The sequence below is a fragment of the Paraburkholderia sp. GAS333 genome (assembly GCF_050435665.1).
In the GTDB taxonomy this organism is placed as follows: domain Bacteria; phylum Pseudomonadota; class Gammaproteobacteria; order Burkholderiales; family Burkholderiaceae; genus Paraburkholderia; species Paraburkholderia fungorum_A.
The window spans coordinates 111,775-135,642 of record NZ_JBNDKS010000008.1 but is presented as its reverse complement, the minus strand read 5'-3'; the positions used below and the strand labels follow the sequence as shown (position 1 = coordinate 135,642).

The following is a 23,868-nucleotide window of genomic DNA, read 5'->3' as shown; positions in this document are numbered from 1 at the left end:
GTCTGCCGCGGCATATTTTCATTGTTAGGGGATGTGGCTAGTAGCCCATCGCAGTTGTCGTCGGCTTGTAAAATGCTGAATTGCCTCTCGGCTTGCTTATTCGCGAGGGTAGCGACAGAGCTATATCCGCTGTTGATAAATCTTCATTCGGGAATAGCCGAGCGGTAGGCAGACAAACCGACCTGCAATCGAAAGCCGGATACCGCTGGACTCGATGCCCAATGAAGTACCGGTTTTAGTGAAAAACCTCAGTTTTCAACTTTGTCATGGAGAGCGGCTCATAGGAGCAGCTTAGCGGTGAAATCGCCATCGCTCCTTTTTTGTGGCTGCTGCTGTCGCCGTCTATGTGAACCCGATGCGCCAAAGATTTTGCTCCGCCCTCGCAGCGAACCGAAGTAGTCGCGTCACCGCGAGGCATATTTCTCGCATCGCGTTGGGTTTCTTGAGATCTCACCTAAAATCGACGTGTATATCGCATCAGCGAAGCGACGCGTGATCGAGTCGACGGTGGTCAAAGCAGGTCATCGGCCCATTGTCGAATGCCCGCAATCCTCATTTGTCCACGCCCTACCACGGCCGCAACCTCGCCCTTCCTTTAGCGTTTGTAACCGCCAGGAAACTCGGACCCTTCTAACCGGAGTAGAGTGTCAACAACTCCCTGCAGTCATAGCGCCGTCTACTTCTAATGCGCGCGAGGCAGTAGTTCGGAAGAATTGCTTAGACGCCGATCGAGTTTGCATATCTCTCTCGTGTACGGACAGCTTACCTGTACGCATTCAGACGAGCTGGCCTATGCCTTTAATGGTCTGCTTTTAAGCCGGAGACAATACGGGGTCCAGATCGGTTGCTCGCTTTAACTAAACGCTTTGTTGTCAAGCTAAGCCGCTAGCGGCCATGCCTGGGGAGCAGCTAGGGGAGAGTACCGGCCTAAGCTGGACAACGACACAAATTGCCAATGCCGCGGCGATGCTAATTGTCTTGCTCAGACGTAAGCGATTCGCTTGATCACGTTGGGGCGAGTGATTCAGACGGTACTGGCAGTTAGCTCGACACGGCTATTTCAATCAACCATACGAAATACGCCAACGCCGCGCATGGAATCACAAACAGTCGCCCAACTGTCTGAAACAAAAACTCTCGTAGCATAAAAATATAGGGACATATCGTATCGCTTCAGGAATCGAATCTTTATCGGTTCACAATCAGTACGAAACCTGTTGTTATGAGTATCGGAACCTCCTGCAGAGCGAAGCTTGACGGACCCGGCTCCCAAATGTCTAGCAATCCGATCAGCGTCCACGACAAATATCGTCTCGCGGGCTGTTTCGTCCGTCATTGATTCTGTGAAACATTAGTGAACATTTGTATGTCAAAATAACTTATTGTTTAATATGGTTTTTATTTGAGTTTAGAGCATATGTTTCACGAAAATAGCTGCTTTGATAGCACGCGTCAGCTTGTTTCCTTGAAATCCGCTCTTTTCCAATCAGAACTATGATGACGCTTGGGGATTTGTATTATTTGCTACGTAATATGTAGTGGGGTGTTTGAGGGAATTTTTATCGCAAGAAGTGGCTTTTGAAAGTTGCCAACTTTTAGCGTGGTCGACGGCCTTTGGCTCGCTTCGGCAACGACTGTGAGTGCCATCATTCACGACTCGACAGTGCTCTGCGTAAGAGGTTAGCTATAACTAGAACCGGCGGAAGCCGACTCATTCGCACTGCCGTGCCGCCAGTTTCAAAGCCTCACTGAGGCAGTCAACTTTGACCGCGCTGTCCACGCGACAGAGCATCCACGCTGAATCGCACTTGCCGATCAATTTCATATTCCGGGCGACCACATAGTTGGCAAACACCTGCGCAACGGAATCGAAAGATCTGCAAAGGAAATCCCGCACCGCGTCGCGATATAACGCGCATCTTCGCAACCTGGGACACGCCGGGTGGAGCAGACGCGGACCAACATACGCTAGTGCAAGTAGAAATTCGCAATCATTGGCACGCACGCCGCAGACCCTCGCGCCGCTTAGGTTCAGCTACTCGCCGCACCAACGGTCATCGCCGGTCTGCAAAGATTTCCAGCGCACCGTTCTGCGTTTGCGGACGCTCGCCCACCAGCAACTCGCTGCGAGCGAGACCGGCGCGGAGCGGCCCTTAAGGGCTTGATAAGTTATAGGCCACGTCTCACCGAACCGGAGTCAGAAGTGATCGGCGGAGTCGGTCACGAAGACGATCTAGGCGTGCTTGCCAATTCGCGGGAAGCCAATTCCGCGTTCGATTCATTGACTATGCTGATCTGCCAGACAACGGCGCATGTCCGAACCCAGGCGCGGTCGCAACGACCACGTCAGCCACAGCCATCCCCGTAATTCATCTGGCTCCACACGTCCGCCCGATTCCCCTCAATCAGACTTCCCCCGATAAAGCGTTCGCTCGGCTTCTCAGTCGACAATATGAACTGCAATCCTAATCAATTAGACATCTTCCATAAGATGTTTCGTCAAAGACGCGCGTCGACAGAATGAGAGGCTGAAGGCATTGCCAATGAGGCATCCCGCACCTTCATCCGTGAGCGAATTTATCGGCCCGCATGTTTATCAGGCACGCTCGGCCTTCGCAAATGCCATGGTGCCCCCTTCATGGACAGAGGCAGCGATAACCTCAGTTAGCAGTCACGCCCACGCAAACCACAAACCGGCCGAATCCCAGGTCTCCCCGAAAAAAACCGCCCCTCGCAATCACCAGGCCACCAACCCGCGCACGCAACCCCACCGTACTCAACGCCCACACCCCACCGCCCCATCTTCCTTCGCCACCTCCGCAATATCCTCATGCAAAATCCGCCGAATTTCCCGGATGGCCTGCGGCGTCTCCTGCACGCTATGTCCCGAGACGATCACCATTTCAGATCGTGCGTCGGCGAGATGCGCGCTCCGATACGGCACCACACCATCGTCGGAATCTTCAAGCGGGCCCGTTTCCCTACGCCTCGCGATAATCGAGTGGAAGCAGACTTCGGGGCTGATCGGCAACTGCGCAGTCGCCTGAATCAGCGGATCGCTCTCACGCAACTGCTCGATACTGTTAGGCACATGGAACGTCTGCCGCTCCTTGTCCCCGCTTTCAATGTTGGTCGCGCTCTGCATCACTTCTTCGAATTCGTGCAGCAGCGCGAGCGGCAGGCGCACCAGGTTTGCCGCCCAGCGAGCGATGCGATTGCTCGCGAACGGCGTGCCGCGGTGAGGCGCAGCAATAAAAATCGCCCGCTCGACCTGCGGCATCGGCGAAAAGCGTAGCAGCCGGTTCAGCCGTTCATCCTCGCGGTCCAACTCGGCGCCCTCGGGTAAATACTTGTCCTGGAACGTGGTCCATAGTTCTTCATCGGATGTCGAAACCAACAGCCTCGCGATAACGCCGCCCATGCTGTGTCCGATCAACACCATGCCGTGCGATGCCGTCGACGTGCCGTCCGGGTCGAAGTGTTGCAAGGTCTGCCGCGCGGCTCTGCGAATTCGCGCGAGACTGACGAGAATCGGCACGTTGGTCGGGTAATAAACCTGCCACACCTGAAAATGCTGACGAAGCACATCGTCGCCCTGAATGTCGTTCGCGACATTGACCCACGCCTCGGGACTGCTCGCCAGCCCGTGCAGCATCAGAATGATGCGTCGATCGGGATCGAATGGCTGCATCATATAAATGCGCGGAGTATCAATGCCGCGTGCGCGGCCAAAAAGCGTGCGTAACGACTGCCCGGCAAAACCCGAGCGCGCGAGCCAGATCCCGTAACCCGCACTAAAGTTGGCCGCTAGCGGCACGGTCTGGTCATGCCGCTGAACACTTGCTTCGCGATAGGGGTCGTAGACCGCCAGAATCACATCACGTGTGTCGCGCAATTCTTCCAGCGTCTCGACGTTGAACAGAAACAGCGCGGTGACGTTCGGCGATGGCATTTCACGGAAGACCGGGGCCGACGTGGGACGTCCCGATGTCCCGGTAGTTGTCGTGCCGCTCGTGGAATCCTCTGCGGCTTCGGTCGCGCTGGCCGCGTCGTCGGCATGACCCGGTTCGGCGCGTTCGGCTGGCGAGGGAGTGTTCATCACCGCGACCAACTCCGCGCCCAAACCGTCGCGGCGATAAATACTGCGCAGTCCTGCAAAAGAAAGCCTTGATGCCGGGATAACTTCGCGTGGTTCGCGCACACCTTCAGGCAATCGAAACCGGCTTAAGTCGACGTGAATTGTCCAGTTTCCTATCACCTGCTTGGCGGGGTCCCGATTGTCCGCGTCGGTGCCGCCCGCGCCTCGGCGGAATAGGGCAGTCGCGAGTTCCTGCGCCGCGTAGTTGTAATAGTCACGCACCTGCGTCTGCCGATCTTCGAACGCACGTTCACCCGCCGTGCGCTGCCCGTAGAAGAGATAGGCATAAGCGTATCTGACCGTTCTCAGCCAGAGATCGAATTGGGCGTCACTCCAGGACGCGTTGTTGGCCGGCGTTTGAGCCATCGCCATCTGAAGCGAAAGCTCGGCCAGGCTGGCAAGACGCTGGTCGATATTGATACCCGGAACGGTCGCGATCGAATCGATGCACGCTTGCGGGTTTTGTTGACATGCGCCTTCATCGAGCGCCGCGATGCGCAACGTGTCGCGAGTCGCCGCGCTCAACCGACCCGTGGAAAGAATATCGCCGCGTCGCATGGCGATGTATTGCTGCGGGCCGAGCGAACTGACGGTCACCATCGCGCACCCGGAGAGGAGGCTGGCGACCAGTAGGGCGAACGTAAGGCGCCATGGCATACGCAGTGACCGAGTGCGCGCCATTGTCAATTCGCCCACGCCATGCACCTGGGTATCTCCAGATTGCCGATCCGTTTAACTATACAAACGATTCGCGTTGATGATAGCTGCGCAGCACACCGACTTCTCGAACGATTGCGTCGAAGCATTGGGGCGATTACCTCATCTGCGTGGTTGACGGGACCGCTTGCGCGAGTCAGTTGAGCCGCGCTACCCATGTGCGCAGACATGGGAAATTGGAGGATACGCTGCAATGTGGCTTCACTGACCCAACCTCCGGTCGACCAGAAAGACCACCACGGTGACAGCAGTCTATTCGCCCTATGCGACCTCAGCAGGGGAAACTATATCGCTTCATCGCAGAGCGCTTTGCGCGTTGTTACTCTCGCGCGAGAAACGCAGTTGGCGAAGCGCTCACGCATGAACCATGAAGTTGATGAAGCTGGGGATGCCTGATCGATATCACGGTCTTCGCTTGTACATAGATGGCGAGAATTAACATTTTCACACGATCGAAAAAACGGCACATCGACGTCTGCAGTCATGATATGAAGCTGAAAACAACCCGCCTTGATGTCCCCTTACAGTCCGTCCATTCAGCTATTTTCTTTTGACATGATCGGAGACTGAAGATCGGTATCCTGATCATGATAGAAAATGAGCGTGTGAATTTCCGGCCTCAATTTGTCAAATGTCGCGCCGCGCGCTAATTATTTGCATAAGGCAATCAAGCAATTGACGGACTTAGTATCGATCGGCCATCATGCATCGTAGCGGGTGCGTTGCATGATCGCCAGAACGTACGGTGCCCCGAGCACAGCGCAGGCAATCGTGCAATATGGGTGAGGGCAATGACGTGCTCATGACATTGTTTGTACGTGCCGCGCGCAAACATTCAGGATTCACTCGCAGAAAATGCATGATGTGCTTACCGTTAGCGAAGCGGAGCAATTGGATCAGTGCCGGGATTGGCAACGCCATACTTCGCTCGGTTCGGCACTTGTAGTTAAGCGCTTGACAATGAATTGTTTGGGAACTTAAATACTTTGTCAGGTAGCCTGAAAATCATGAACGGGTGTCCCGCGTTATGCGCAGACAATTCGCAAGAGATTTCGTTGGCCAGTTACCTTCGTTTATCTTTCGCCGGTGCTACGGGGCAGGCTGGCGCATCGGCTGGGACACTCAGGTTCTGGTCATTGTCTTCCACCCCAAATGGCTCACCCTCGCGGTCGCATGGTCGGCGGTCCGGCCATCATTTTCGTTGTCGCGACGGGCAGGATTAAATTTTCAATCCGAGGTGCGGACATGAACGATATCAAGCAGCGCAAAGCAAACCTCGATAGCCCGAACACAACACACTCGCACATCTCGCCAAGCAAGGAGGAGGTCGATGCCGCGACCATCGCGAGTGTCGACTGTCGCCACGCCGGACACTCTCATTGCGGCTGAACCTTCACTTTGTGTCGCCTGCCTGAAACGCACGGTTTTACATCGTCGCAAGAAGGTCGGCAGGTTTCGTCATATCGCTCATAAGCGTAGTGGGTTAACCATACGAGAGGCCTGAATGACCGCTCACGAAAGCCGCCCCGCAGTGCGGTCCTGTGTGCTGCACGAGGTAGAGCGGCCGGTACGCCGGTCGCGAATAGTCATCGTTCTGGCACTCGCCGCGCTGAGTGCATGCGGGCGACAACAGGAAGTCGCAACCGATACCGGGCCACGTATGGTGCAGTTGGTGCCTGTCACGCAGGAAGGGGCCAACGAGTTGCGCGAGTTCACCGGCCGCGTCGAGCAGACCAGCATTTCGCCGCTGGCTTTCGAGGTGTCCGGGCGCGTCGTCCAGATTGCCGTGCTTGACGGCGGCCGCGTGCGCAAAGGTCAACTGATCGCGCGAATCGATCCTGAGCCTTATGAACTGGTGGTGCGCCGCGCCGAAGCGCAATACACGCAACTCGCCGACGACCTCAAGCGCAAGGCCGTACTGCATAACGAAAACATCCTGTCGGGCGGCGCTTTCGATCAGCTGAAAGCCGCTGTTGACGTCGCGGGCGTGCAACGCGATCTGGCGCGTCGCGATTTACGCAATACCCGCCTGATCGCGCCGTTCGATGGGCGGATTGCACGGCGCACCATCGAAACCCAGCAGATGGTGCAGGCCGGTGCACCCGTATTCAATCTGGAGAACGCGGAGCGAATCGAGATCGGCGTGGAGCTGCCGCAAAGTATCGCCGAAAGCTTGCCGCTCAATAACACCCTGCACGCGGAAGCGTGGACGCCGGACCGCCCCGACAACGTGTTCCCGCTGGTTTATCGCGAGCATTCGACACAGAGTTCGCCCATCTCGAGTTCTTACCGGTTGTTGTTCAGTGTCAAACAGCCCACGCAGCTTTCGCTGCTGCCGGGCATGGCGATGCGCGTGCGCATCGGCGCAACCCAGGCGCCCACGACGAACCTCGCCCTGTCGGTGCCGGTCGCCGCGCTTTCCGTCACGCCCGACGGCAAGCACAGGATATGGCGTTACGACCCCGGATCGAGCAAGGTCCACGCGGTGCCGGTCGATCTGCGCGAGATTCGCGACAACTCGGCCATCGTGGCAGGCGACCTGCATGTCGGCGACAAGGTAGTGGGGGGCGGCTCGCAGTTCGTCGCCGAAGGGCAGGCGGTGCGGCCACTGGATGAGAATCAATGAACCTCGCGCGCCCTCTTATCGAGAAGCCGTTGATCGCGTGGGTGATCACGCTCGTGTCGCTATTCGGCGGACTGTTCGCGTATATCAACATCGGGCGGCTCGAAGATCCGAAGTTCACGATCAAGACGGCCGTGGTCGTCACGTTCTATCCCGGCGCCAGCGCGAAGGAAGTCGAGAACGAAGTGACCGACCGGCTCGAAAGCTCGATCCAGCAGATGGAGCAGGTCGACTTTCTGCGTTCGCGCTCGATGCCCGGTTACTCGGAAGTTCGTGTGCAGATTCGCGACCGCTACACCTCCGCCGATTTGCCGCAAGTGTGGGACGAACTGCGCCGCCAGGTCGGCGACGTGCAAGCGCGGCTACCTCCCGGCGCAGGTCCAACGGTCGTTCTCGACAAGTTCGGCGATGTCTACGGGATGTTTTACGCGATCACCGGCAAGGGCTATACGCAGGCGCAGCTTTTCGAATACGCGCGCGAATTGCGCAAGCAATTGCTGACGATGCCCGATGTCGCCGATATCGTGATTGCCGGAAATCAGCAGGAACAGATTACGGTCGAGGCCGATCAGGCGAAACTGGTCGCCAACAATCTTTCCACCGACGACCTCGCGCAAACACTCGCGCTGCAAAACGAAATCCGCCCGGCGGGACGCGAGCGCGTCGGCGATCTGCTGTTGCGGGTTGCGCCAACCGGTACATTGGATTCGCTTGACGCAGTTCGCTCAGTGCCCGTGGGTTCGACCGCGGGTCCGGTTCTACTCGGCGATCTGGGTAATGTGTCGTATGGCTACGCGAGGATTCCAAATAATCTGATTCGTTATAACGGCGAGCCCGCGCTCACCATCGGCATCAGCGCGCGGTCACGCGTAAACGTTGTGAAAGTGGGCGAGGAAGTGAAGGCGCGAATGCGCGAGCTTGAGCGCAGTCGTCCGCTCGGCATGGAACTGCATGTGCTTTACGATCAGCCGGAGGCCGTCGATGCAGCCGTTAAAGGCTTCGTGTTCGACGTGATGCTGGCGGTGGTCATTGTCGGCGTTGCGCTCGGTATCGGACTCGGCTGGCGCGCAGGTGTCGTGCTCGGCGTCGAACTGTTCCTGACGATTCTCGGCACCTTGTTCGTGATGTACGCCGCCGGCATCGAGTTACAGCGAATCTCGCTCGGCGCGCTGATCATCGTGATGGGGATGCTGACCGACAATACGATTGTCGTGTGTGAAGGCATGCTGGTTCGCGTGCAGAAGGGCATGTCGCATATCGATGCCGCCAACGAAGTGCTGCAGCAGGGGCAGTGGATTCTGCTGGCATCGACCGTGGTTGGCATTCTGGCATTTTCGGGCATTGGTCTTTCACCGGACGCGGTCGGCGAATTCTGCGCGTCACTGTTCGCGGTTGCGGCGATATCGCTGCTATTTAGCTGGGTGATCGCCATCGGCCTGACGCCGCTGTTTGGTTCGTACCTGTTCAAAGCGGATGAAGGCGACCAACCCGATCCGTTCGAGTCACGGCTGTATCGCAAGTATCGGGGTCTTTTGAACTGGGTAGCGGGCCGCCGGGTGCCGGTGGTGATTTCGCTGGCGGTGCTCACCGGCGTATGCATGTGGGGATTTCGTTTCGTTGAGCAAAGCTTCTTTCCCAATTCGACCACGCCTATCTTTTATGTAGACATGCGCTTGCCACTCGGCTCCGACATTCGCGCGGTCGCCGAAAAGACGCGTGGCGCGGAAAAATTCCTGCTTGCGCAAAATGGCGTAGCGAACGTCGGCACTTATATTGGTGGTGGCGCGACGCGCTTCTTCCTCGTCTACGACCCTGAAACGCGCGACCCGCGATACGCGCAATTTATCGTCACGGTAAAGGATCAGCGCGATATCGACACGATGATTCCCACCGTGACCGAACAACTCGAGAAACGTTTTCCCAATGCGAGCTGGACGGTGATACGACCGAGCTTCGGCCCCGGCGGCAGCACGCCGATTCAGGCGCGTTTCATGGGCCCGGATCCTGGCGTGTTACGTGGTTTGAGTCGTCAGGCGCAGGCGATTCTGCACAACGATGGCGGCATGATATCGGTTCGCGACGACTGGGAAACGCCCATCAACGTAGTGCGGCCGATATTCGACGAATCACGCGCGCGTTCTGCCGGTGTTACGCGTCGGCAGGTGAACGACGTACTCGCGTATGGGACAGAAGGCCTCACGGCCGGCATCTTCCGAGAGCACGATCAGTTGCTGCCGATCGTGCTGCGCGCACCCGATAGCGAGCAGGGCATGGAGCGCCTGCTCACGATGCAGGTTTTCAGCGCCGGGCAACGCCGTTATGTTCCGCTCGGCGACGTGCTCGACGGCGTCTCGCCGCAAACGGAAGAAGCCAACATCTCGCGCAACGATCGCATTCGAACGCTCACCGTATCCGCTGGCGTCACGTATGGCAGCAACAGCGTGGCCGCGTTCAATCGCGTGCGGCACGATATCGAATCGATTCCGCTGCCGCCCGGCTACAGCTTCGAGTGGGGCGGTGAACACGAATCGTCGACCATCGCGCAGGAAAGTCTGTTCCGCCAGTTGCCGATGGGGTTCATCGGCATGATCCTACTGGTGCTGTTCATGTTCGGCCGGCTCAAGCCTGCGCTGGTGGTGCTGCTTGTCGTGCCGATGTCGATCTGCGGCGTGACGGTCGGCCTGCTGCTGTTCCGTGGCGCGTTCGGCTTCATGGCGCTGCTCGGCCTGCTCAGTCTCATCGGCATGATGATCAAGAATGGCGTGGTGCTGGTTGAAGAGATCGACGGTCAGATTTCATCGGGCGTACCGCGAATGCAGGCGGTCATTTTCGGCTCGATGAGTCGTCTGCGCCCGGTTGCGCTCGCTGCGGGCACGACGATCCTCGGCATGGTGCCATTGTTATGGGACCCGTTCTTCAAGGACATGGCAATCACGATGATGGCAGGTCTCGCGTTCGCGACGGTCCTGACCATGGTTGCCGTTCCAGCGCTTTACGTGCTGCTCTTTTCGATCAAGAGCAACGAGTGGGAAGAGGGCCAACAAGCCGGGGATCAACATGGCAAGCCTTGATAACCGGAACCGCTCAGTGCCGCCTACTGCTTTTCGTTCGATCTGGCGTGCCATGTGTCATGCGTCGCTGGCTTCGCTGGCTTCGCTGTCCGTCGCGATCGTATCGGGTTGCTCCGGTTCGCTGAGACTCGATTCGCCGAAGACGCTGCCGCAGAATTTCAACGAAGCTTCGTCGGCGGCAACGGACACGCACGCATCGCTAACCGACGAACAACTCGCCACGTGGTGGATGCAATTCAACGACCCGGCGTTGACGCAGTTGATCGAAACGGCGATCAGGAACAACTACGACATTGCCATTGCCGCGGCGCGGGTTGATCAGGCGCGCGCGGGCATACGTCTCGCTCGCTCGCAATTGTTGCCGTCGGTGGGCGTGGGTGCGCAGGCCGCGTCATATCACGGCGGCGAAACGGCGTTGGAGTTTCAGGAGTTTCTCGGCATCAACGATCTCGATGCGCAATTCTGGCGAATCGGTCTTCAGACCCAATGGGAGATCGACGTATTCGGACGCGGACGTGCGCGTCTTGCGGCAGCGCGAGCCTCGACGCTTGCAGCCGCCGGTGATGCGGAGGCCGTGCGGCTTGGTGTGATCGGTGGAGTGGCCGATCTTTATATGACGTATCGCGGGCTATTGCAGCAGCGGGAACTGCTTGCGCAAAGCCGTCAGATTGCCGCTGATTTCGTCACGATTGCCGAGCACAGTTTCAAGGCGGGCGTGGTGTTGAGCACGGATATCGATGTCGCTCGCGCAGGGCTCGCGCAAGTCGAGGCGCGTCAACAGGATGTCGAGACCGCTATCGCTGCTTCGCAGCTTGGGCTCGAAAATCTATGCGGCGTCCAGCCCGGTGAACTGACTACGACGTTGAGTTCGGCCAGCGGTTTGCCGAAGCCTTTACCGGATATCGTTCCCGGACAACCTGTCGATCTGTTGATGCGGCGACCCGATCTGATCGCCGCGCGAGACCGCCTGTTCGCAAGCGTGAAGCAATCGGATGCGGCGCGTCTGAATTACTGGCCGACCTTCTCGTTGAGCGCGCTGCTCGCACGCAATGGTTGGGAGATCGCTGGACAGGGGCTGGGGCCGAGTACGTTCTGGCTGTTCGGCGCAGCCGCCGCCATGCCGTTGATCGATTTCGGCGCGCGGGAATCGCAGGTGGAGTCATCGGATGCGCAAGCACAACAGGCGCTCCGTGCGTATGAAAAAGCGGCATCCGGTGCGCTATTCGATGTCGAGCAGGCATTGTCGAGATTGAAGCGCCAGGAGCAATTGCAGCAGGCACGCAATGAAGAGGTCGCACGTCGCGGCGAAGTGCTGCGAAAAACCACGCGTCAGTTCACGGTAGGCGACGTGGGGCGTTTGGATATCGACCAGGCGCGTATCGCGTTGCTCGAAAGCCAGGCGACGCTGGTGCGGGAGCAGGTCGGGCAGTTGCAGGCGCAGGTCGCCTTGTTCCGTGCGATGGGCGGCGGCTGGCAGCCGGCAACGTCTGCCGTTAGCGCATCGCCGCCGTATCCGATGCCGCCTGTTAGTCAGTAGGTGAGTCGCGCGCGACTCGTTAAACCGCATTTCCCCTCTCACGAAAAAAGCGCTGCTGCCGGAATGTCACGGCAGCAGCGCTTTTTTTGAATCTCGCCAACAGAACGGTCGCGCTTCGCTGACAGCATCAACCCGCAACACTGCCAGCGGCAAACCATTCACGTTATTGCGGAGCCGATGCGCTCATCGCCGCCGTCGCGCGCGCACGCGATTGCGATACCGACTTGTCGCGTTCGGCTTTAGCCTGAGCTTGTTGCTGCTTCGCCTGCTGCCTGGTCTTTGCATTCGCCGCGCGCTGCTTCTGATTGGCGCTGCGAACCTCCATCCGCTTCTGGACAATCGGGTCGCTGTGAGTGGCGCTGGCCATGGCCGGTGCATCGGCTGCGGGTTGCTGTGCAATTGCTGCGCCCGAGGTCAGGACGCTGAATACCACCAATGCAGTGGCGAATTTGAAAGTAGTGCGTGCCATCATTTGTGCTCCATTAACCAACATGATTAAACAATGTAAAACACCTTCCGAATTCACGCCATTCGTGGACCCCGGGTCTTCCTTTTGAGTCGACCTTCCTCGTGTCGTCGAATTCTCTTTGGCAACTTTGAGGTGCGTTGCTTTAATCATTGACCTGATTAGTACCAAGGGGGAAGCGTGCCATGCACCAGGGCTAACCCTTTGAAAATAGATGGAGCGAAAAATCTCTGTAGTCGTCCACAATGATTTCATGGCTTTGCGTCTGTCATGTGTCGCTGGTGCAATCCGTCTCGCGGGCACAAATCACCTGACCCCATAGCGAAGTTATCCTATGATGACAACAAGGCGTAAAGTGAAAAAACGACAAACGAGACCACCTGCGGCATTGTCGCCATCGGCGAAAGTTGATAGCACGTAGGTGCAGCGAACTCCGGCTTCCAACGAAATAGAACATGCTGATGTCCAGCCGGAATTTCTCGCACACAGCGGCCGGGTGTTCCAGTCATCAAGCCGACGCGTCAGTCACTTCTGAAAGCAATCTGCTTCCCTGAATGGTGAACAATGTCATCTCAAGTCGAGACAAAACTATCGCTGCCTGCATTGACCGCAATGGTCGTCGGATCGATGGTCGGTGCGGGAATCTTCTCGTTGCCCCGTAATTTTGCGCGCGCTACGGGACCGCTCGGCGCGATCATCGCGTGGTGTGTGGCGGGCATCGGCATGTATGCGTTGGCGCGGGTTTTTCAGGCGCTGGCCGAGCGACGCCCCGAACTCGACGCAGGCGTGTTCGCCTACGCGAGAGAAGGCTTCGGCGATTACGCAGGTTTCCTCTCCGCATTTGGCTACTGGATGGCGGGATGCTTCGGCAACGTGTCTTACTGGGTGTTGATCAAATCGACACTCGGCGCATTCGTCCCCGCGTTCGGCGACGGCAATACCGCGACAGCGATCGCCGTGTCGTCTGTCGGCATCTGGCTATTTCATCTGGTGATGTTGCGAGGCGTGCAATCGGCCACGCTGATCAACACAATCGTAACCGTCGCGAAGGTGATTCCGATCATCCTGTTCATCGGCATCCTGATCGTGCTATTCCGCTTCGATATGTTTCATGCGAACTTCTGGGAGAGCGGCGAAAACGCGCTTCCGGCAAGCCTGTTTTCGCAGATTCGTTCGACGATGCTGATTACCGTATTCGTGTTCGTCGGCATTGAAGGTGCGAGCGTTTATTCCCGCTATGCAAAACAGCGCTCGCACGTCGGCGCGGCGACGATTACCGGTTTTATCGCCGTTTTGTGTCTGCTGGTGCTGGTCACGCTGTTGCCGTATGCGGTGCTTCCTCGTGCGGATATCGCCGTGATGCGTCAGCCTTCGATGGCTGCCGTATTGGGTGCGCTGCTCGGTCCGTTCGGCACGGTCTTTATCGGCGGCGGTCTGATCGTTTCGATTCTCGGTGCGTATCTCGCGTGGTCGCTGATCTGCGCCGAGGTGTTATTCGCCGCGGCGCGCACCGGCACGATGCCGACAATATTCTCGCGTCAGAACGAGCGCAAATTGCCGGTGGCCGCAATCTGGTTGACCAGTAGCGTGGTGCAGCTATTCGTCATCAGCACGTATTGGTCGAACGACGCGTTTTCGTTGATGTTGAACCTCACCAGTTCAATGGCACTGATTCCCTATTTTCTGGTAGCGGCATTCGGCATCAAGGCTGCGCGTCGCGATATCGAACAGGGCGTCGAACCGCAACGTGCATTACGCCGCGACTACCTGATCGCCGCGTTTGCGACGCTTTACACGGTGTTCCTGCTTTTCGCAGGCGGAGCCAAATTTCTGATGATGTCGGCGTTGCTCTACGCGCCGGGCAGCATGTTGTTTATTCTGGCAAGGCGCGAGCGTGGCCTGGCCGTTTTCACGAAGGCCGAGTGGATCATATTCGTCGTTGCTGTCTGCGGCGCGCTTTCAGCGCTGATCGGTTTGGTCAGCGGCGCGATTGTGGTCTGAGTTTATCGTAGAGCGGCGATTTATCGCAAAGCGCCGCCACCGAATCCTGTGCTTGCGAAATAGAGCACAAGGAAATAGCCGAATACATAGAGCGCGTAAGTTTGCGCATTGCCGGTGTACACGAGGCGTATTTTCGCCGCTGCCGCGAGTGCGCCGTGTGAAACGCCGCGCCAGAAGATCTGCGCAATCGGCGGCAATGCGCGGCCGAATATCGGCCGATAGAAGCTGAAAAAGCCTGACAGGCTTTCGGCCTGGCGGCGTCGGCTGCGATAGAACAGCACGACGATAGCGAACAGTACGGCGACCACGGCGAGCACCACAAGCACGACAGGTGTCGGGTTCCAGAATCCGTAAATGCTTTCGAGCGACATCCCTCCCCATACCAGTGTCGAAGCGAACTGCGGGTCGATTGCCGCCGACACCGGTTCGATCAGCAGCTTCGGGAAGAACGAAAGAATCACGATGCCAATCACCAGGACGAATTGCGGCAAAAGCAGCAGAAGCGGTGCTTCGACGACGTCGGCCTGTTCCGCGCGACGCGGCCCGAAGAAAAGTCCGCTGACAATCCGCGCCATATAAAGAAAGCCGACGAACGTCGCAAGCACGCCGCACACGGCGAGTCCGTACCAGCCCTTGTCGGTCATCGCGCTCAGCAGCAGCCACTTTCCGCCGAAGCCCATTAGCGGCGGCAAGCCCGACATCGACACAATCGCGATCAGCACCGTCGCAAACGTGAACGGCATCGCGCGCGTGAGTCCGCCGGTTTCGGCGAAGTTGCGCGTGCCCGCGCGCATGATGATCCCCGCGAGCGCGAGAAACAGAATGCCCTTCACCAGCATGTGATTGGCAACCAGATAAAGTGCCGTGACCCAGCCGAGATGACTCATCAACGCAATCGCGGTGACGATATAACCGAGCTGACTCATGCTCGAAAACGCGAGCAGTCGCTTGAAGTCGTTTTGTCTGACCGCCATCAGTGCGCCTGCGATGGTGGTGAGCATGCCAATCCACGCCATCACGTGCGCCAGTTCCAGTCCGACTTCCGAGCGTATCGTCAGATACGTGCAGATCAGCAACCCGAACATCGACACCTTGCTGACTACTGCCGATAGCATCGCGGTCACGTCGTCTTCAGCTTCGGTGTAGGCGCCGGGCAGCCACACGTGCACGCCGATTGCGCCTGCCTTGATCAGAAAACCCGCTGCCAGCAGCACAAACGCGCGGCTTGCGTCCGGTCCCGACCGGATCAGCGCGGAGAGCTGGATGCTGCCGTCGAGCGCCGCGACTTCCGCGAAACCGGCAAGCAGGCAGAACGCGGACAGCAGCGAAAACAGCAGGAAGGTCAGCACATGTGGTCCAGCATTCCTGCATTTTGCGATCAGGAAACACGATGACAGCGTGACGATTTCCCAGCTATAGAAAAATTCGAGCGTGGTCGTCGCACGCAGCAACGCGGGGATCGAAAGCAGAAGAACCACGAGCATCGGATAAAAGCCTGCGCGAATATCGTCGCGATAGAGACTGGCCGCCGCGATCACGAAGCTCCCCGCCAGCAAAAGCCATGCGAAAAGTCCGGCGATGCCGTGCGCGTCCGACGCGAGCCATGAGCCCACGAGTGCGAGCACGATCAGCGTAACGATGCCTTTCAATCGGCCCGGCAGGCGGTCCGCTGCGTAGAACAGTCCACCGGCTATCAGCGGAGAAAAGAGCCATAGCGATCCCGCGCCCGAGAACGACGCGGCGGCGTAACCAGCCGCAATCAGAAGGACCGCGACACAAAAGAGCGGGAATAGCGCAACCAGATCGGGACCGGCTTTCACTTCGTCATCCGATGGACGCAGTGCGCGCACGAACCAGTGGAACATGTAGGCCGCTTCGAGCAGCGACCCGGTCAGAATCAGCGCGATCCAATAGGGCTTGCCGGCAATGGTCAACTGCATTACGAGTTCCCACTTCGCCCAAAAAGCGGGGAAGGGCGGTAGCCCGGCAATCGCTACGAGAAAGAGCCCGAGCAGCCCGATCAGCAACGGACTGCGCGACAGGATCGCGAACGCGTCGTCGCCGTGTCGTTTCAATATGCCGACGAGCCAGAACAGTCCCGCCTTCGCGAACAGGTGATTGATAAACAGACCGCCGACCACGAGCGGAATCGAAGCTTCCGCGCCCACTTGACGAAGCAGTGAGAGCGCGAGCATCAAAAGTCCCATCTGTCCAATCGACGAATAGCCGAGTACACGTTGAGGTTTCGTCTGTTTAAGTGCGATCAGATTTGAAAACAGGAAAGTCAGCCCGCCCGAGATCGCGATCAGACCGAGTTGACCTTCGAACAAAGGCAGCAACTTGAGCAACGCGAAAAACACGCCCGCCGATACGCCGACCGACACCATCGCCGCAATGCCGCTCGGTGCGGTTTCGTAGACGTCGAGTCCCCAGCCGTTCGCCGGAAACGGCTTGAGCTCGATGACAAGGCAGGCGAAAACGAGCAGTACAGCAGTGACCGCAATCGGTCCGTTGAGTTGGGCGCGGACCGCGATCAGGTCGTCGATATTCAGCGTGCCGCTCACGTAATAGAGCAGCACCGCGCCGAGCAGGAAGAAGGTCGAGGCAATGACCGTTGCGATGATGTACTTGAACGCCGCCGACAACGCGGCCGGTGTGCGATCCAGTCCGAGCAGGCCGTACGTGGCAATCGAGACGATCTCGAGAAACACGAAGAGATTGAACAGATCGCGGGTCATCACCATGCCGTCGATGCCCATCACGAGAATCAGATACAGCAGCAACGCCGCGTAATTGCCACGCAGACGATCCCACAGATGCAGCGCGCCAAGCAGCGCCACCATGTTCACGCTGAACGCGAAGAAGCCTTCCCAGATGCCGAAGCGCAGATTGATCGACGCAGGCGGCAGTGCGCCCGCCGTGAGGACTTCGATGGTGTCGCCGCCTTCGATCAGTCCGAAAAACGACACGCCGCTGACCAGCACGATTCCGCCGAGTGCGACGAAGAATCCGCCCGTCAGCCACGGCTTGCCGAGCCGGTACAGCAGCGGCATCACAAAGCCGCCACCCAGCCCGAGAATGAAGATGTTCAGCGGATGAAACAGCCCGGCTACCATTTCGACTCGGAGAACGCGTCGATGGAAAGCGTCTTTTTGGCCGCGTAAAGGCGAATCGCGAACGACAGCATCACGGCCGTCACCGACAGTCCGATCACGATCGCGGTCACCACGAGCGCGGACGGAATCGGATCGATCGCGCGCCGTGCGGCGTCCGCTTTGCTCAAGGCCGAGTCGATGATCGGCGCGGTGCCGCCGGTGATATAGCCGGTCGCGACCATCACGATATGCAACCCCGTGTCGATCACCGCGAAGCCGATGATGATGCGCAAAATGTTGCGCTGGGTCAGCATTCCCCATAGACCGATCAACGAGAGACAAAAGCCCGTGATCAGAAGGATGGTCGAAACCGGTAGGCCCGTGGTCATGCGCTGTTCTCCTTCGTCAGCTTCTGAACCGGTCGAGGATGACACTCAGCTCCGCGCCTACTTTGACGCCGAGCAATGCCGAGATCAACGGAATAGCGCCCGCACTGAAAAACGCGCCGAACTGGCCGCGCGGCAGAAAGCGCGCGTCGAGAAAACCGCCTGCCAGCACCAGCCCGAGAATGCCGATCAACACATAGATCACGCCCGCGAACGATTCGACGATGCTCAGCAACGCGACGTTCAGCGTGGCGCCGGGTCGCGCGAGCAGCATCAGCATTACGCCCGATGCTACGATTGCGCCGCCCTGAAAGCCGCCTCCCGCCGACAGATGCCCGTTCACGATCACATACGCGCCGAAGGTCAGGATCATGGGCAGCAATACCTGTGTGCCAGTTCTGACAATCTCGCCGGCTTTGCGGCGCGGGCTGTCTTCGTCCGCCGATTCAGCCGTTGTGCTTTCTTCTTTCAACAGTAAGCCGACGCTCGCCGCAACCATGAATAGCACGGCGACTTCGCCGAGCGTATCGAAGCCGCGATACGTGATCAGAATGCCGGTGACGATGTTCGGTGCGCCGAGATCGATTGGCCCCCGTACGACGTAGTATTCGGCCAGCGGCCGCAGCGCCTGCAACTCCTGATAGCCGCCGACAATGCGCCAGAACACCACGGCGAACAGCGCGACGATCAGCAGCGCAAAAACGCGGCGCATCATGCCTGCTTCTCCCCGGCGCCGCGCTCTTCTTCGTCGACCAGCGCATCGGTCATCGTGGTCGATGCCATCGGAGTACGAATCAACCATGCCGCACGCGACAACGCATGCGACGACACCGGATTGGTCACCAGCACGAAATACGCGACGAGGATCAGCTGGAAGGTCCAGCCCGGGTGATAGAACGCGAGGCCGATCAGCACCAGCATGTTACCGAGCGTCGACGCCTTGGTGCCGGCCTGGATGCGCGTATAGGCATCGGGCATGCGCAACAGGCCGAGACCGGCCGAGAACAGAAAGATCGCGCCCGCCAGAATAAATACACTGCCGATCAGCTCGATCATGCGTTAGCCCCTCTCGTAACCGGTTTTGCGGATTGCGTAGAGAAAGATGAAGGTAGCGAGTCCCGACCCGATCGCGGCCTCGGCCATTGCAACGTCGGGCGCGGCGAGCAGCAGAAACGCGACGGCTGCAAACAGGCTCGCCAGTCCCGAACTGACCATCGCCGCCATGATGTTTTTCAGGCATACCGCCAATATTCCGCTGACGAGGATACTGGCGCACATCAGCAGAAGCAGGAGTTTCAACACGGTCAAAGGCCCCTTTCGAGAAAGCGTGCAATCGCGAGAACGGCCAGAAAACTGAGCAATCCGTAGACGAGCGCGACATCGATATAAACGATACGGCCCGACGTTTGCGCGTACAGCGCAATCAGCGAAAGCGAGATGACGGTGAGCGTGTCGATGGCGACGACCCGGTCGATGAGCGTCTTGCCGAGCACGAGGCGGATAACAGCGAAAAGAATGGCGAAAAAGATCAGGACAGTGGCGAGCTGAAGCATGATCTCAGCCAAAGACTTTCTCCAGATGCTTTTCAAAAGGCGTGACCAGCGCCTCGGTGGCTTCGTCGATATCGGTAGTCTTGACGTCGAGCCAGTGAATAAACAGGATGTCGTCGCGAATATCCATCACGAGCGAGCCTGGTGTGAGCGCAATCGAATTAGCGAGCGCGAGGCGGCCCATGGGCGATTTCAGGTTGGTGCGAACCTTGATGATGCCAGGCGTTATGTCGATACGGCGCGCGTAGACATAAGCCATCATGTTCAGATTGGAGCGCACCAGTTCGACGATGAAGGTGCCGCTATAAGCGAGAAAGTGATAGAGCGAGCGGGGCGTCAAGCGCACCTGCCGCCATGCGTCGCATGTCGACGCAAACACATGGGCCAGCACCAGTGTGATCACTGCGCCCACGAGCGCGGGTGCGATGGCCAACGACGCGTTGGCGACCATCCAGATTGCAAACAGGATGACCCAGAGGCCGAACATCCCCTGAGGAAATAACGACGAGACAGGTTTTTCGTTGTGCGAAGCCACGTCTTCAGTTTCCAAAAGAGGGTCCCAGAAAAATTCTAGGTGACAACCTGTGGCAAATCAACCGACAGGCGGCGCAGGCAGTTCGACTGGGCGGTGATTCTTCAATGGAAAAACATAAGCAAAGCCCGGCGCTCTGACATCGCAAATCAGTGTCGTTGTTGACGGGTGAAACAAGCGCGAAGCCTTTGAGTTCGCTTCAACGATTCGGTCAATATAACGCAACTAACCGTCCGCGCCGTTTAGCGACCATAAATTGAAAACGCGCGGCAGCAAGTTTTATGTTCTCGCTACTGCTGGCTTACAGAAAGCGGAGGGCGAGCCTACTCGCGTTGAGCGCCATTTTCGGATCTTCTCTTAACGAATCGAAAGCGTTCTTTCTCTGCGGAGAATGCTGCTGCGGTGCCGTCGATTTACAAGCCATCTTTCTCCACGAACTCTTGGCCTATCAACCCGACGCATTCAAATGCTACAAAAGAGATTCAATAGGAAGAATCGACAGCATCCAGACGCCCATCCGCCCGTACCACGTCGTATTAGGCTCCGTGTTGTGGCGGATTTCCTGGTCGCCGTTTCGCTCGATCCAGTAGAGCTTGCCATTCTCGTCAAGCTGCACGACGTACGCGACCTTCGGCAGCAACGCGAGGAACTTGGTCTCGATCTGCGTCGCCAGTTCCGGGCTGTCGATCACGAGACCCAACTCCGTATTCAGATGCGCCGAGCGCGGATCGAAATTGAACGAGCCGACGAAAACCCGCTGCTGGTCCACCACGAAAGTTTTGGCGTGCAGACTCGACCCCGAACTGCCGAAGGGGCCCGGCGACTGCTCCTTCTTTTGAGCCACGGCAGGATCACGCCGCAACTCGTAAAGATGGACGCCGCTCTTGAGCAATTCGACCCGCCGCTTCATGTAGCCGGAGTGAACGGCGGCGACATCGGTGGCTTCGAGCGCGTTGGTCAGCACGCGAACTTCCACGCCGTGAGCCGCCAGGCCAGTCAGATATTGCGTGCCCGAAGTGGCGGGCACGAAGTACGGCGAAACCAGATCGATCTCGTGTTCAGGGTCGCCCAACACCTCTCTCAACTGATGAGAAATCAGCGCTTCCGGCGGCGCATTGTTCAAACCCTTCGCCGGGTCGTCGCTGATCATCTCCGTCTTCGCCCATTCGAGCGGCAACGTCACGTCGAGCATGTTCTGCACGATATGCGGACCGCGCAGTGCATCCATATAGGCTTCGGCGGCCGGGTCCCGCTCGATTGCCTGCGCCCTTTGCGCCAGTTCGTCGAGTTGCGCCGCGCTCACGTGCGGCACGATCCGGTCGACGGGATAGGACGACGCGCTCGCCCAATAGCGGTCGAAGTCCCGGGCGACATCGGCGGCGGCAGGACCGACCGCGAGCACGTCGAGATCCGCGAAGACGATGCCGTCGGTGGCGTCGAAGTATTCGTCGCCGATGTTGCGGCCGCCGAGAATCGTCGCGGTGCTGTCGGCGGTCATCGACTTGTTGTGCATGCGCCGGTTGGCGCGCGAGAAGTCGGTCAGGAAGCCGATGAATTTGGGTCGACGGACCGTGAATGGATTGAACAGCCGAACTTCGATGTTCGGATGCGCATCCAGTGCCGCCAGCGTCGGGTCGAGCGAAGAGGGAATGCCGAGGTCGTCCAGCAGCAGGCGCACACGCACACCGCGATCGGCGGCCTCGTGAATTTCCTCAAGCAGCAGAGTGCCGGTCAGATCGTTGCGCCAGATGTAGTACTGGATGTCCAGCGTGCGTTGCGCAGAACGGATCAGGTCCATGCGCGCGGCAAACGCCATGTGCGCGTCCGACAGCGGATAGATACCCGCGAGGCCCGCGTGCGTCGCCAGTTCGGGGGCGACCGCGCGGCCGAGTTTCGTGGATGCGGCGTCCGCAGGACTCAGCGACACCGACTCCGTGCGATTCTCCAGCGACGGCAGCGCGCAGCCCGACAGCACGCTCGCGCAAAGCAGCCACGCCGACGCCCTGCCGACCGAACGACGCATCACGCGCAACGAAAACGGATGAGCTTTCAACGCTTGCATTCGGTCCAAGATATCCTCGGGGCTCGGAATCGGCCGCCCGGTTTTACAATGGAGACGTCACGTGAACCGGCCTGGAAGATGACCCTTGGGACGGCAAACATGGCAATATCGCAACGACGTTTTGCCGCCGCCGAATGGCTTCCTGAATTGCGCGGCTTGCCCAGAATACTATGGCCGGAGGATGGCCGTTAATCGCAAACCGGTATTTCATTACAGCGACCGGCTCGCCCGATGGTAGCGGCGGCCCGGGCAAATTCGAACGAGGACCAACCCTGGCCCGTCCCGACCGTGCATCGACGGAGCCAGGTCTACTAGCGTTTCGTCTTACCGGAGTCGAGCACGTGAACATTGCCCGTTTGCTGGTTGCCAGCGTCCTGATCTTCGCAGTTGGCACGGCGCTGCAATTCATCTGGCCGTTACCGCAACCTGCGTCCTACCATCACTTCGCCGACGAGCGCTCGCTCGGCATGTTGCCCAACGCAGCGGACGTGTTGTCGAATATCGTGATTCTGGTCGCGGGCCTGATCAATCTCCGATGGGTCGCGCGTCACGCGAGGCACCAGCCAGCGCAGTTTCCGGGCATGCTGGTCGTGGCCATCGGGCTGATCCTCACCGCTTATGGCTCGGCTTACTATCACTTTGCACCGTCGGACGCGACGCTCGTGTGGGACCGGCTTCCCATGACGATCGTCTTCGCCGGCATTCTGGCGATGCTGTGGACGTCGGTCACCGGACAGCGGGTGGGCTGGGTGCCGATCGCGATACTCGTGATCGTTTCGGTGGGCACCATCGGCTACTGGCTCGCATTCGACAGCCTTTGGCCATATGCCGAACTGCAGTTTGGCGGCCTCGCGGTGATCGTCGTGATGACCCTCATTCGCAAGGTCGACGCGCCGCTCGGTTGGGGCATGGTGATCGGTTTCTATGCACTGGCCAAGGTATTCGAAACGCTCGACTGGCAGATCTGGGCGCTCACCGATCACCTGTTCGCGGGCCATGCGCTCAAACATATCGCGAGTGGTTTTGCCGGTGCGTCGATCATGCTGATTGCGAGCCGGTCGCGGGCAAACGTGGCTCGCGGTGTATCGGCGTGAACCGCCGCGAGCGCGACTGACTCAGGACACCTTGTCGGCCAGATCGAGAATCGAGCCTTCCGGCTTGAGCGTCGACAGAACGATGTTCGAATTGGTCGATAGCACGCCCGGCATTCGGTGCAACCGGTTGATCACGAAGTCCGAATAGTGGTCGAGGTTGCGCGCGCGCACGACGAGCACGTAGTTCGATGTGCCGGTCACGATTCGCGCGGAAATCACTTCGGGCCATTCGTTGATGGCCTCGATAAAGCGTTCGTGCCACTGGTCGATTTCCGGCCGCATGCACACGTGGACCAGCGCTTCGAATTCGACGCCGATCTTTTTCGGCGCAATCACGCAGCGATAGCCTGCGATCACGCCTTGCTCCTCCAGTATCTTCACGCGCCGCAGACACGCGGACGGCGATAGCTTGACCGCGTCGGCCAGGTCCTGATTGCTGATGCGCCCGTCTTTTTCGAGGACGCGCAGGATACGCATATCGGTTCGGTCGAGGTCCATGTCGAAGGATCATTCAATTTTCAGGTTGGAATTCACAGACTCTATCACGCACGGCTTTACCGGCACACGAATACCGAAGCCAATTCTATTTTTTCCTC

Annotated in this window: 16 protein-coding genes; 5 read left to right on the top strand and 11 right to left on the bottom strand. The window is 58.6% G+C overall.

Going from position 1 to position 23,868, the window contains the following annotated elements:
• Positions 1-2,776: 2,776 nt before the first annotated feature.
• Positions 2,777-4,795 carry an esterase/lipase family protein gene (locus ABH945_RS31380; RefSeq protein ID WP_429253249.1) on the bottom strand — a complete coding sequence of 673 codons (2,019 nt, stop codon included), beginning with the start codon at positions 4,793-4,795 and terminating at the stop codon, positions 2,777-2,779.
• A 1,564-nt stretch (positions 4,796-6,359) separates the two neighbouring features.
• On the opposite strand from ABH945_RS31380, the gene ABH945_RS31375 reads away from it, so the two are divergent.
• The 3 genes from ABH945_RS31375 to ABH945_RS31365 are packed head-to-tail and all read left to right on the top strand — an operon-like array spanning position 6,360 to position 12,086.
• On the top strand, positions 6,360-7,481 hold the full coding sequence (locus tag ABH945_RS31375; RefSeq protein ID WP_143026438.1) for an efflux RND transporter periplasmic adaptor subunit: 1,122 nt from the start codon (positions 6,360-6,362) through the stop codon (positions 7,479-7,481).
• On the top strand, positions 7,478-10,549 hold the full coding sequence (locus tag ABH945_RS31370; protein ID WP_429253248.1) for an efflux RND transporter permease subunit: 3,072 nt from the start codon (positions 7,478-7,480) through the stop codon (positions 10,547-10,549). Before ABH945_RS31375 ends, ABH945_RS31370 begins: the two co-directional genes overlap by 4 nt.
• The gene (locus tag ABH945_RS31365) at positions 10,536-12,086 is read left to right on the top strand and encodes an efflux transporter outer membrane subunit (protein ID WP_429253247.1); all 1,551 of its coding nucleotides are present in this window, start codon (positions 10,536-10,538) and stop codon (positions 12,084-12,086) included. The genes ABH945_RS31370 and ABH945_RS31365 overlap by 14 nt, the downstream gene beginning before the upstream one ends.
• Before the next feature lie 163 nt (positions 12,087-12,249).
• Here the strand turns inward: ABH945_RS31365 and ABH945_RS31360 are convergent, their stop codons facing one another.
• The gene (locus tag ABH945_RS31360) at positions 12,250-12,558 is read right to left on the bottom strand and encodes a hypothetical protein (RefSeq protein WP_429253246.1); all 309 of its coding nucleotides are present in this window, start codon (positions 12,556-12,558) and stop codon (positions 12,250-12,252) included.
• A 558-nt stretch (positions 12,559-13,116) separates the two neighbouring features.
• Between ABH945_RS31360 and ABH945_RS31355 the strand changes: the two genes are divergently transcribed.
• On the top strand, positions 13,117-14,553 hold the full coding sequence (locus tag ABH945_RS31355) for a basic amino acid/polyamine antiporter (RefSeq protein WP_429253245.1): 1,437 nt from the start codon (positions 13,117-13,119) through the stop codon (positions 14,551-14,553).
• A 20-nt stretch (positions 14,554-14,573) separates the two neighbouring features.
• Here ABH945_RS31355 and ABH945_RS31350 read toward each other — a convergent pair whose 3' ends face one another.
• From ABH945_RS31350 to ABH945_RS31315, 8 genes are all read right to left on the bottom strand, one after another.
• Positions 14,574-17,669 (bottom strand): complex I subunit 5 family protein, encoded by a 3,096-nt coding sequence (locus tag ABH945_RS31350; protein ID WP_429253244.1) that lies wholly within the window; start codon positions 17,667-17,669, stop codon positions 14,574-14,576.
• Entirely contained in the window at positions 17,663-18,037 is a 375-nt protein-coding gene (locus tag ABH945_RS31345) for a sodium:proton antiporter (protein WP_074771907.1), read from the bottom strand. Before ABH945_RS31345 ends, ABH945_RS31350 begins: the two co-directional genes overlap by 7 nt.
• 16 nt (positions 18,038-18,053) lie before the next feature.
• Positions 18,054-18,749, bottom strand: a complete 696-nt coding sequence (locus ABH945_RS31340) for a Na(+)/H(+) antiporter subunit B (protein WP_429253243.1) — start codon at positions 18,747-18,749, stop codon at positions 18,054-18,056.
• Entirely contained in the window at positions 18,746-19,090 is a 345-nt protein-coding gene (gene mnhG, locus ABH945_RS31335; RefSeq protein ID WP_074771902.1) for a monovalent cation/H(+) antiporter subunit G, read from the bottom strand. The genes ABH945_RS31340 and mnhG overlap by 4 nt, the downstream gene beginning before the upstream one ends.
• Positions 19,091-19,093: 3 nt before the next feature.
• A complete protein-coding gene (locus ABH945_RS31330; protein WP_074773318.1) occupies positions 19,094-19,336 on the bottom strand; it encodes a hydrogenase subunit MbhD domain-containing protein in 243 nt (80 codons plus the stop codon).
• 2 nt (positions 19,337-19,338) lie between these two features.
• Entirely contained in the window at positions 19,339-19,599 is a 261-nt protein-coding gene (locus tag ABH945_RS31325) for a monovalent cation/H+ antiporter complex subunit F (RefSeq protein WP_074771899.1), read from the bottom strand.
• Positions 19,592-20,119 carry a Na+/H+ antiporter subunit E gene (locus ABH945_RS31320; RefSeq protein ID WP_074771897.1) on the bottom strand — a complete coding sequence of 176 codons (528 nt, stop codon included), beginning with the start codon at positions 20,117-20,119 and terminating at the stop codon, positions 19,592-19,594. Before ABH945_RS31320 ends, ABH945_RS31325 begins: the two co-directional genes overlap by 8 nt.
• Positions 20,120-20,585: 466 nt before the next feature.
• Entirely contained in the window at positions 20,586-22,139 is a 1,554-nt protein-coding gene (locus ABH945_RS31315; protein ID WP_429253282.1) for a phospholipase D family protein, read from the bottom strand.
• Positions 22,140-22,519: 380 nt separating this feature from the next.
• Here ABH945_RS31315 and ABH945_RS31310 point away from each other — a divergent pair, with 380 nt between their 5' ends.
• Positions 22,520-23,272, top strand: a complete 753-nt coding sequence (locus tag ABH945_RS31310; RefSeq protein WP_074771893.1) for a ceramidase domain-containing protein — start codon at positions 22,520-22,522, stop codon at positions 23,270-23,272.
• A gap of 21 nt (positions 23,273-23,293) precedes the next feature.
• Here ABH945_RS31310 and ABH945_RS31305 read toward each other — a convergent pair whose 3' ends face one another.
• A complete protein-coding gene (locus ABH945_RS31305) occupies positions 23,294-23,770 on the bottom strand; it encodes an Lrp/AsnC family transcriptional regulator (RefSeq protein WP_074771891.1) in 477 nt (158 codons plus the stop codon).
• Positions 23,771-23,868: the final 98 nt, after the last annotated feature.

Bases quoted from the DNA above. Each gene is read 5' to 3' on its own strand.
- ABH945_RS31380 (WP_429253249.1), bottom strand. From the start codon at position 4,795: ATGCCATGGCGCCTTACGTTCGCCCTACTGGTCGCCAGCCTCCTCTCC.
- ABH945_RS31375 (WP_143026438.1), top strand. From the start codon at position 6,360: ATGACCGCTCACGAAAGCCGCCCCGCAGTGCGGTCCTGTGTGCTGCAC.
- ABH945_RS31370 (WP_429253248.1), top strand. From the start codon at position 7,478: ATGAACCTCGCGCGCCCTCTTATCGAGAAGCCGTTGATCGCGTGGGTG.
- ABH945_RS31365 (WP_429253247.1), top strand. From the start codon at position 10,536: ATGGCAAGCCTTGATAACCGGAACCGCTCAGTGCCGCCTACTGCTTTT.
- ABH945_RS31360 (WP_429253246.1), bottom strand. From the start codon at position 12,558: ATGATGGCACGCACTACTTTCAAATTCGCCACTGCATTGGTGGTATTC.
- ABH945_RS31355 (WP_429253245.1), top strand. From the start codon at position 13,117: ATGTCATCTCAAGTCGAGACAAAACTATCGCTGCCTGCATTGACCGCA.
- ABH945_RS31350 (WP_429253244.1), bottom strand. From the start codon at position 17,669: ATGGTAGCCGGGCTGTTTCATCCGCTGAACATCTTCATTCTCGGGCTG.
- ABH945_RS31345 (WP_074771907.1), bottom strand. From the start codon at position 18,037: ATGACCACGGGCCTACCGGTTTCGACCATCCTTCTGATCACGGGCTTT.
- ABH945_RS31340 (WP_429253243.1), bottom strand. From the start codon at position 18,749: ATGATGCGCCGCGTTTTTGCGCTGCTGATCGTCGCGCTGTTCGCCGTG.
- mnhG (WP_074771902.1), bottom strand. From the start codon at position 19,090: ATGATCGAGCTGATCGGCAGTGTATTTATTCTGGCGGGCGCGATCTTT.
- ABH945_RS31315 (WP_429253282.1), bottom strand. From the start codon at position 22,139: ATGCGTCGTTCGGTCGGCAGGGCGTCGGCGTGGCTGCTTTGCGCGAGC.
- ABH945_RS31305 (WP_074771891.1), bottom strand. From the start codon at position 23,770: ATGGACCTCGACCGAACCGATATGCGTATCCTGCGCGTCCTCGAAAAA.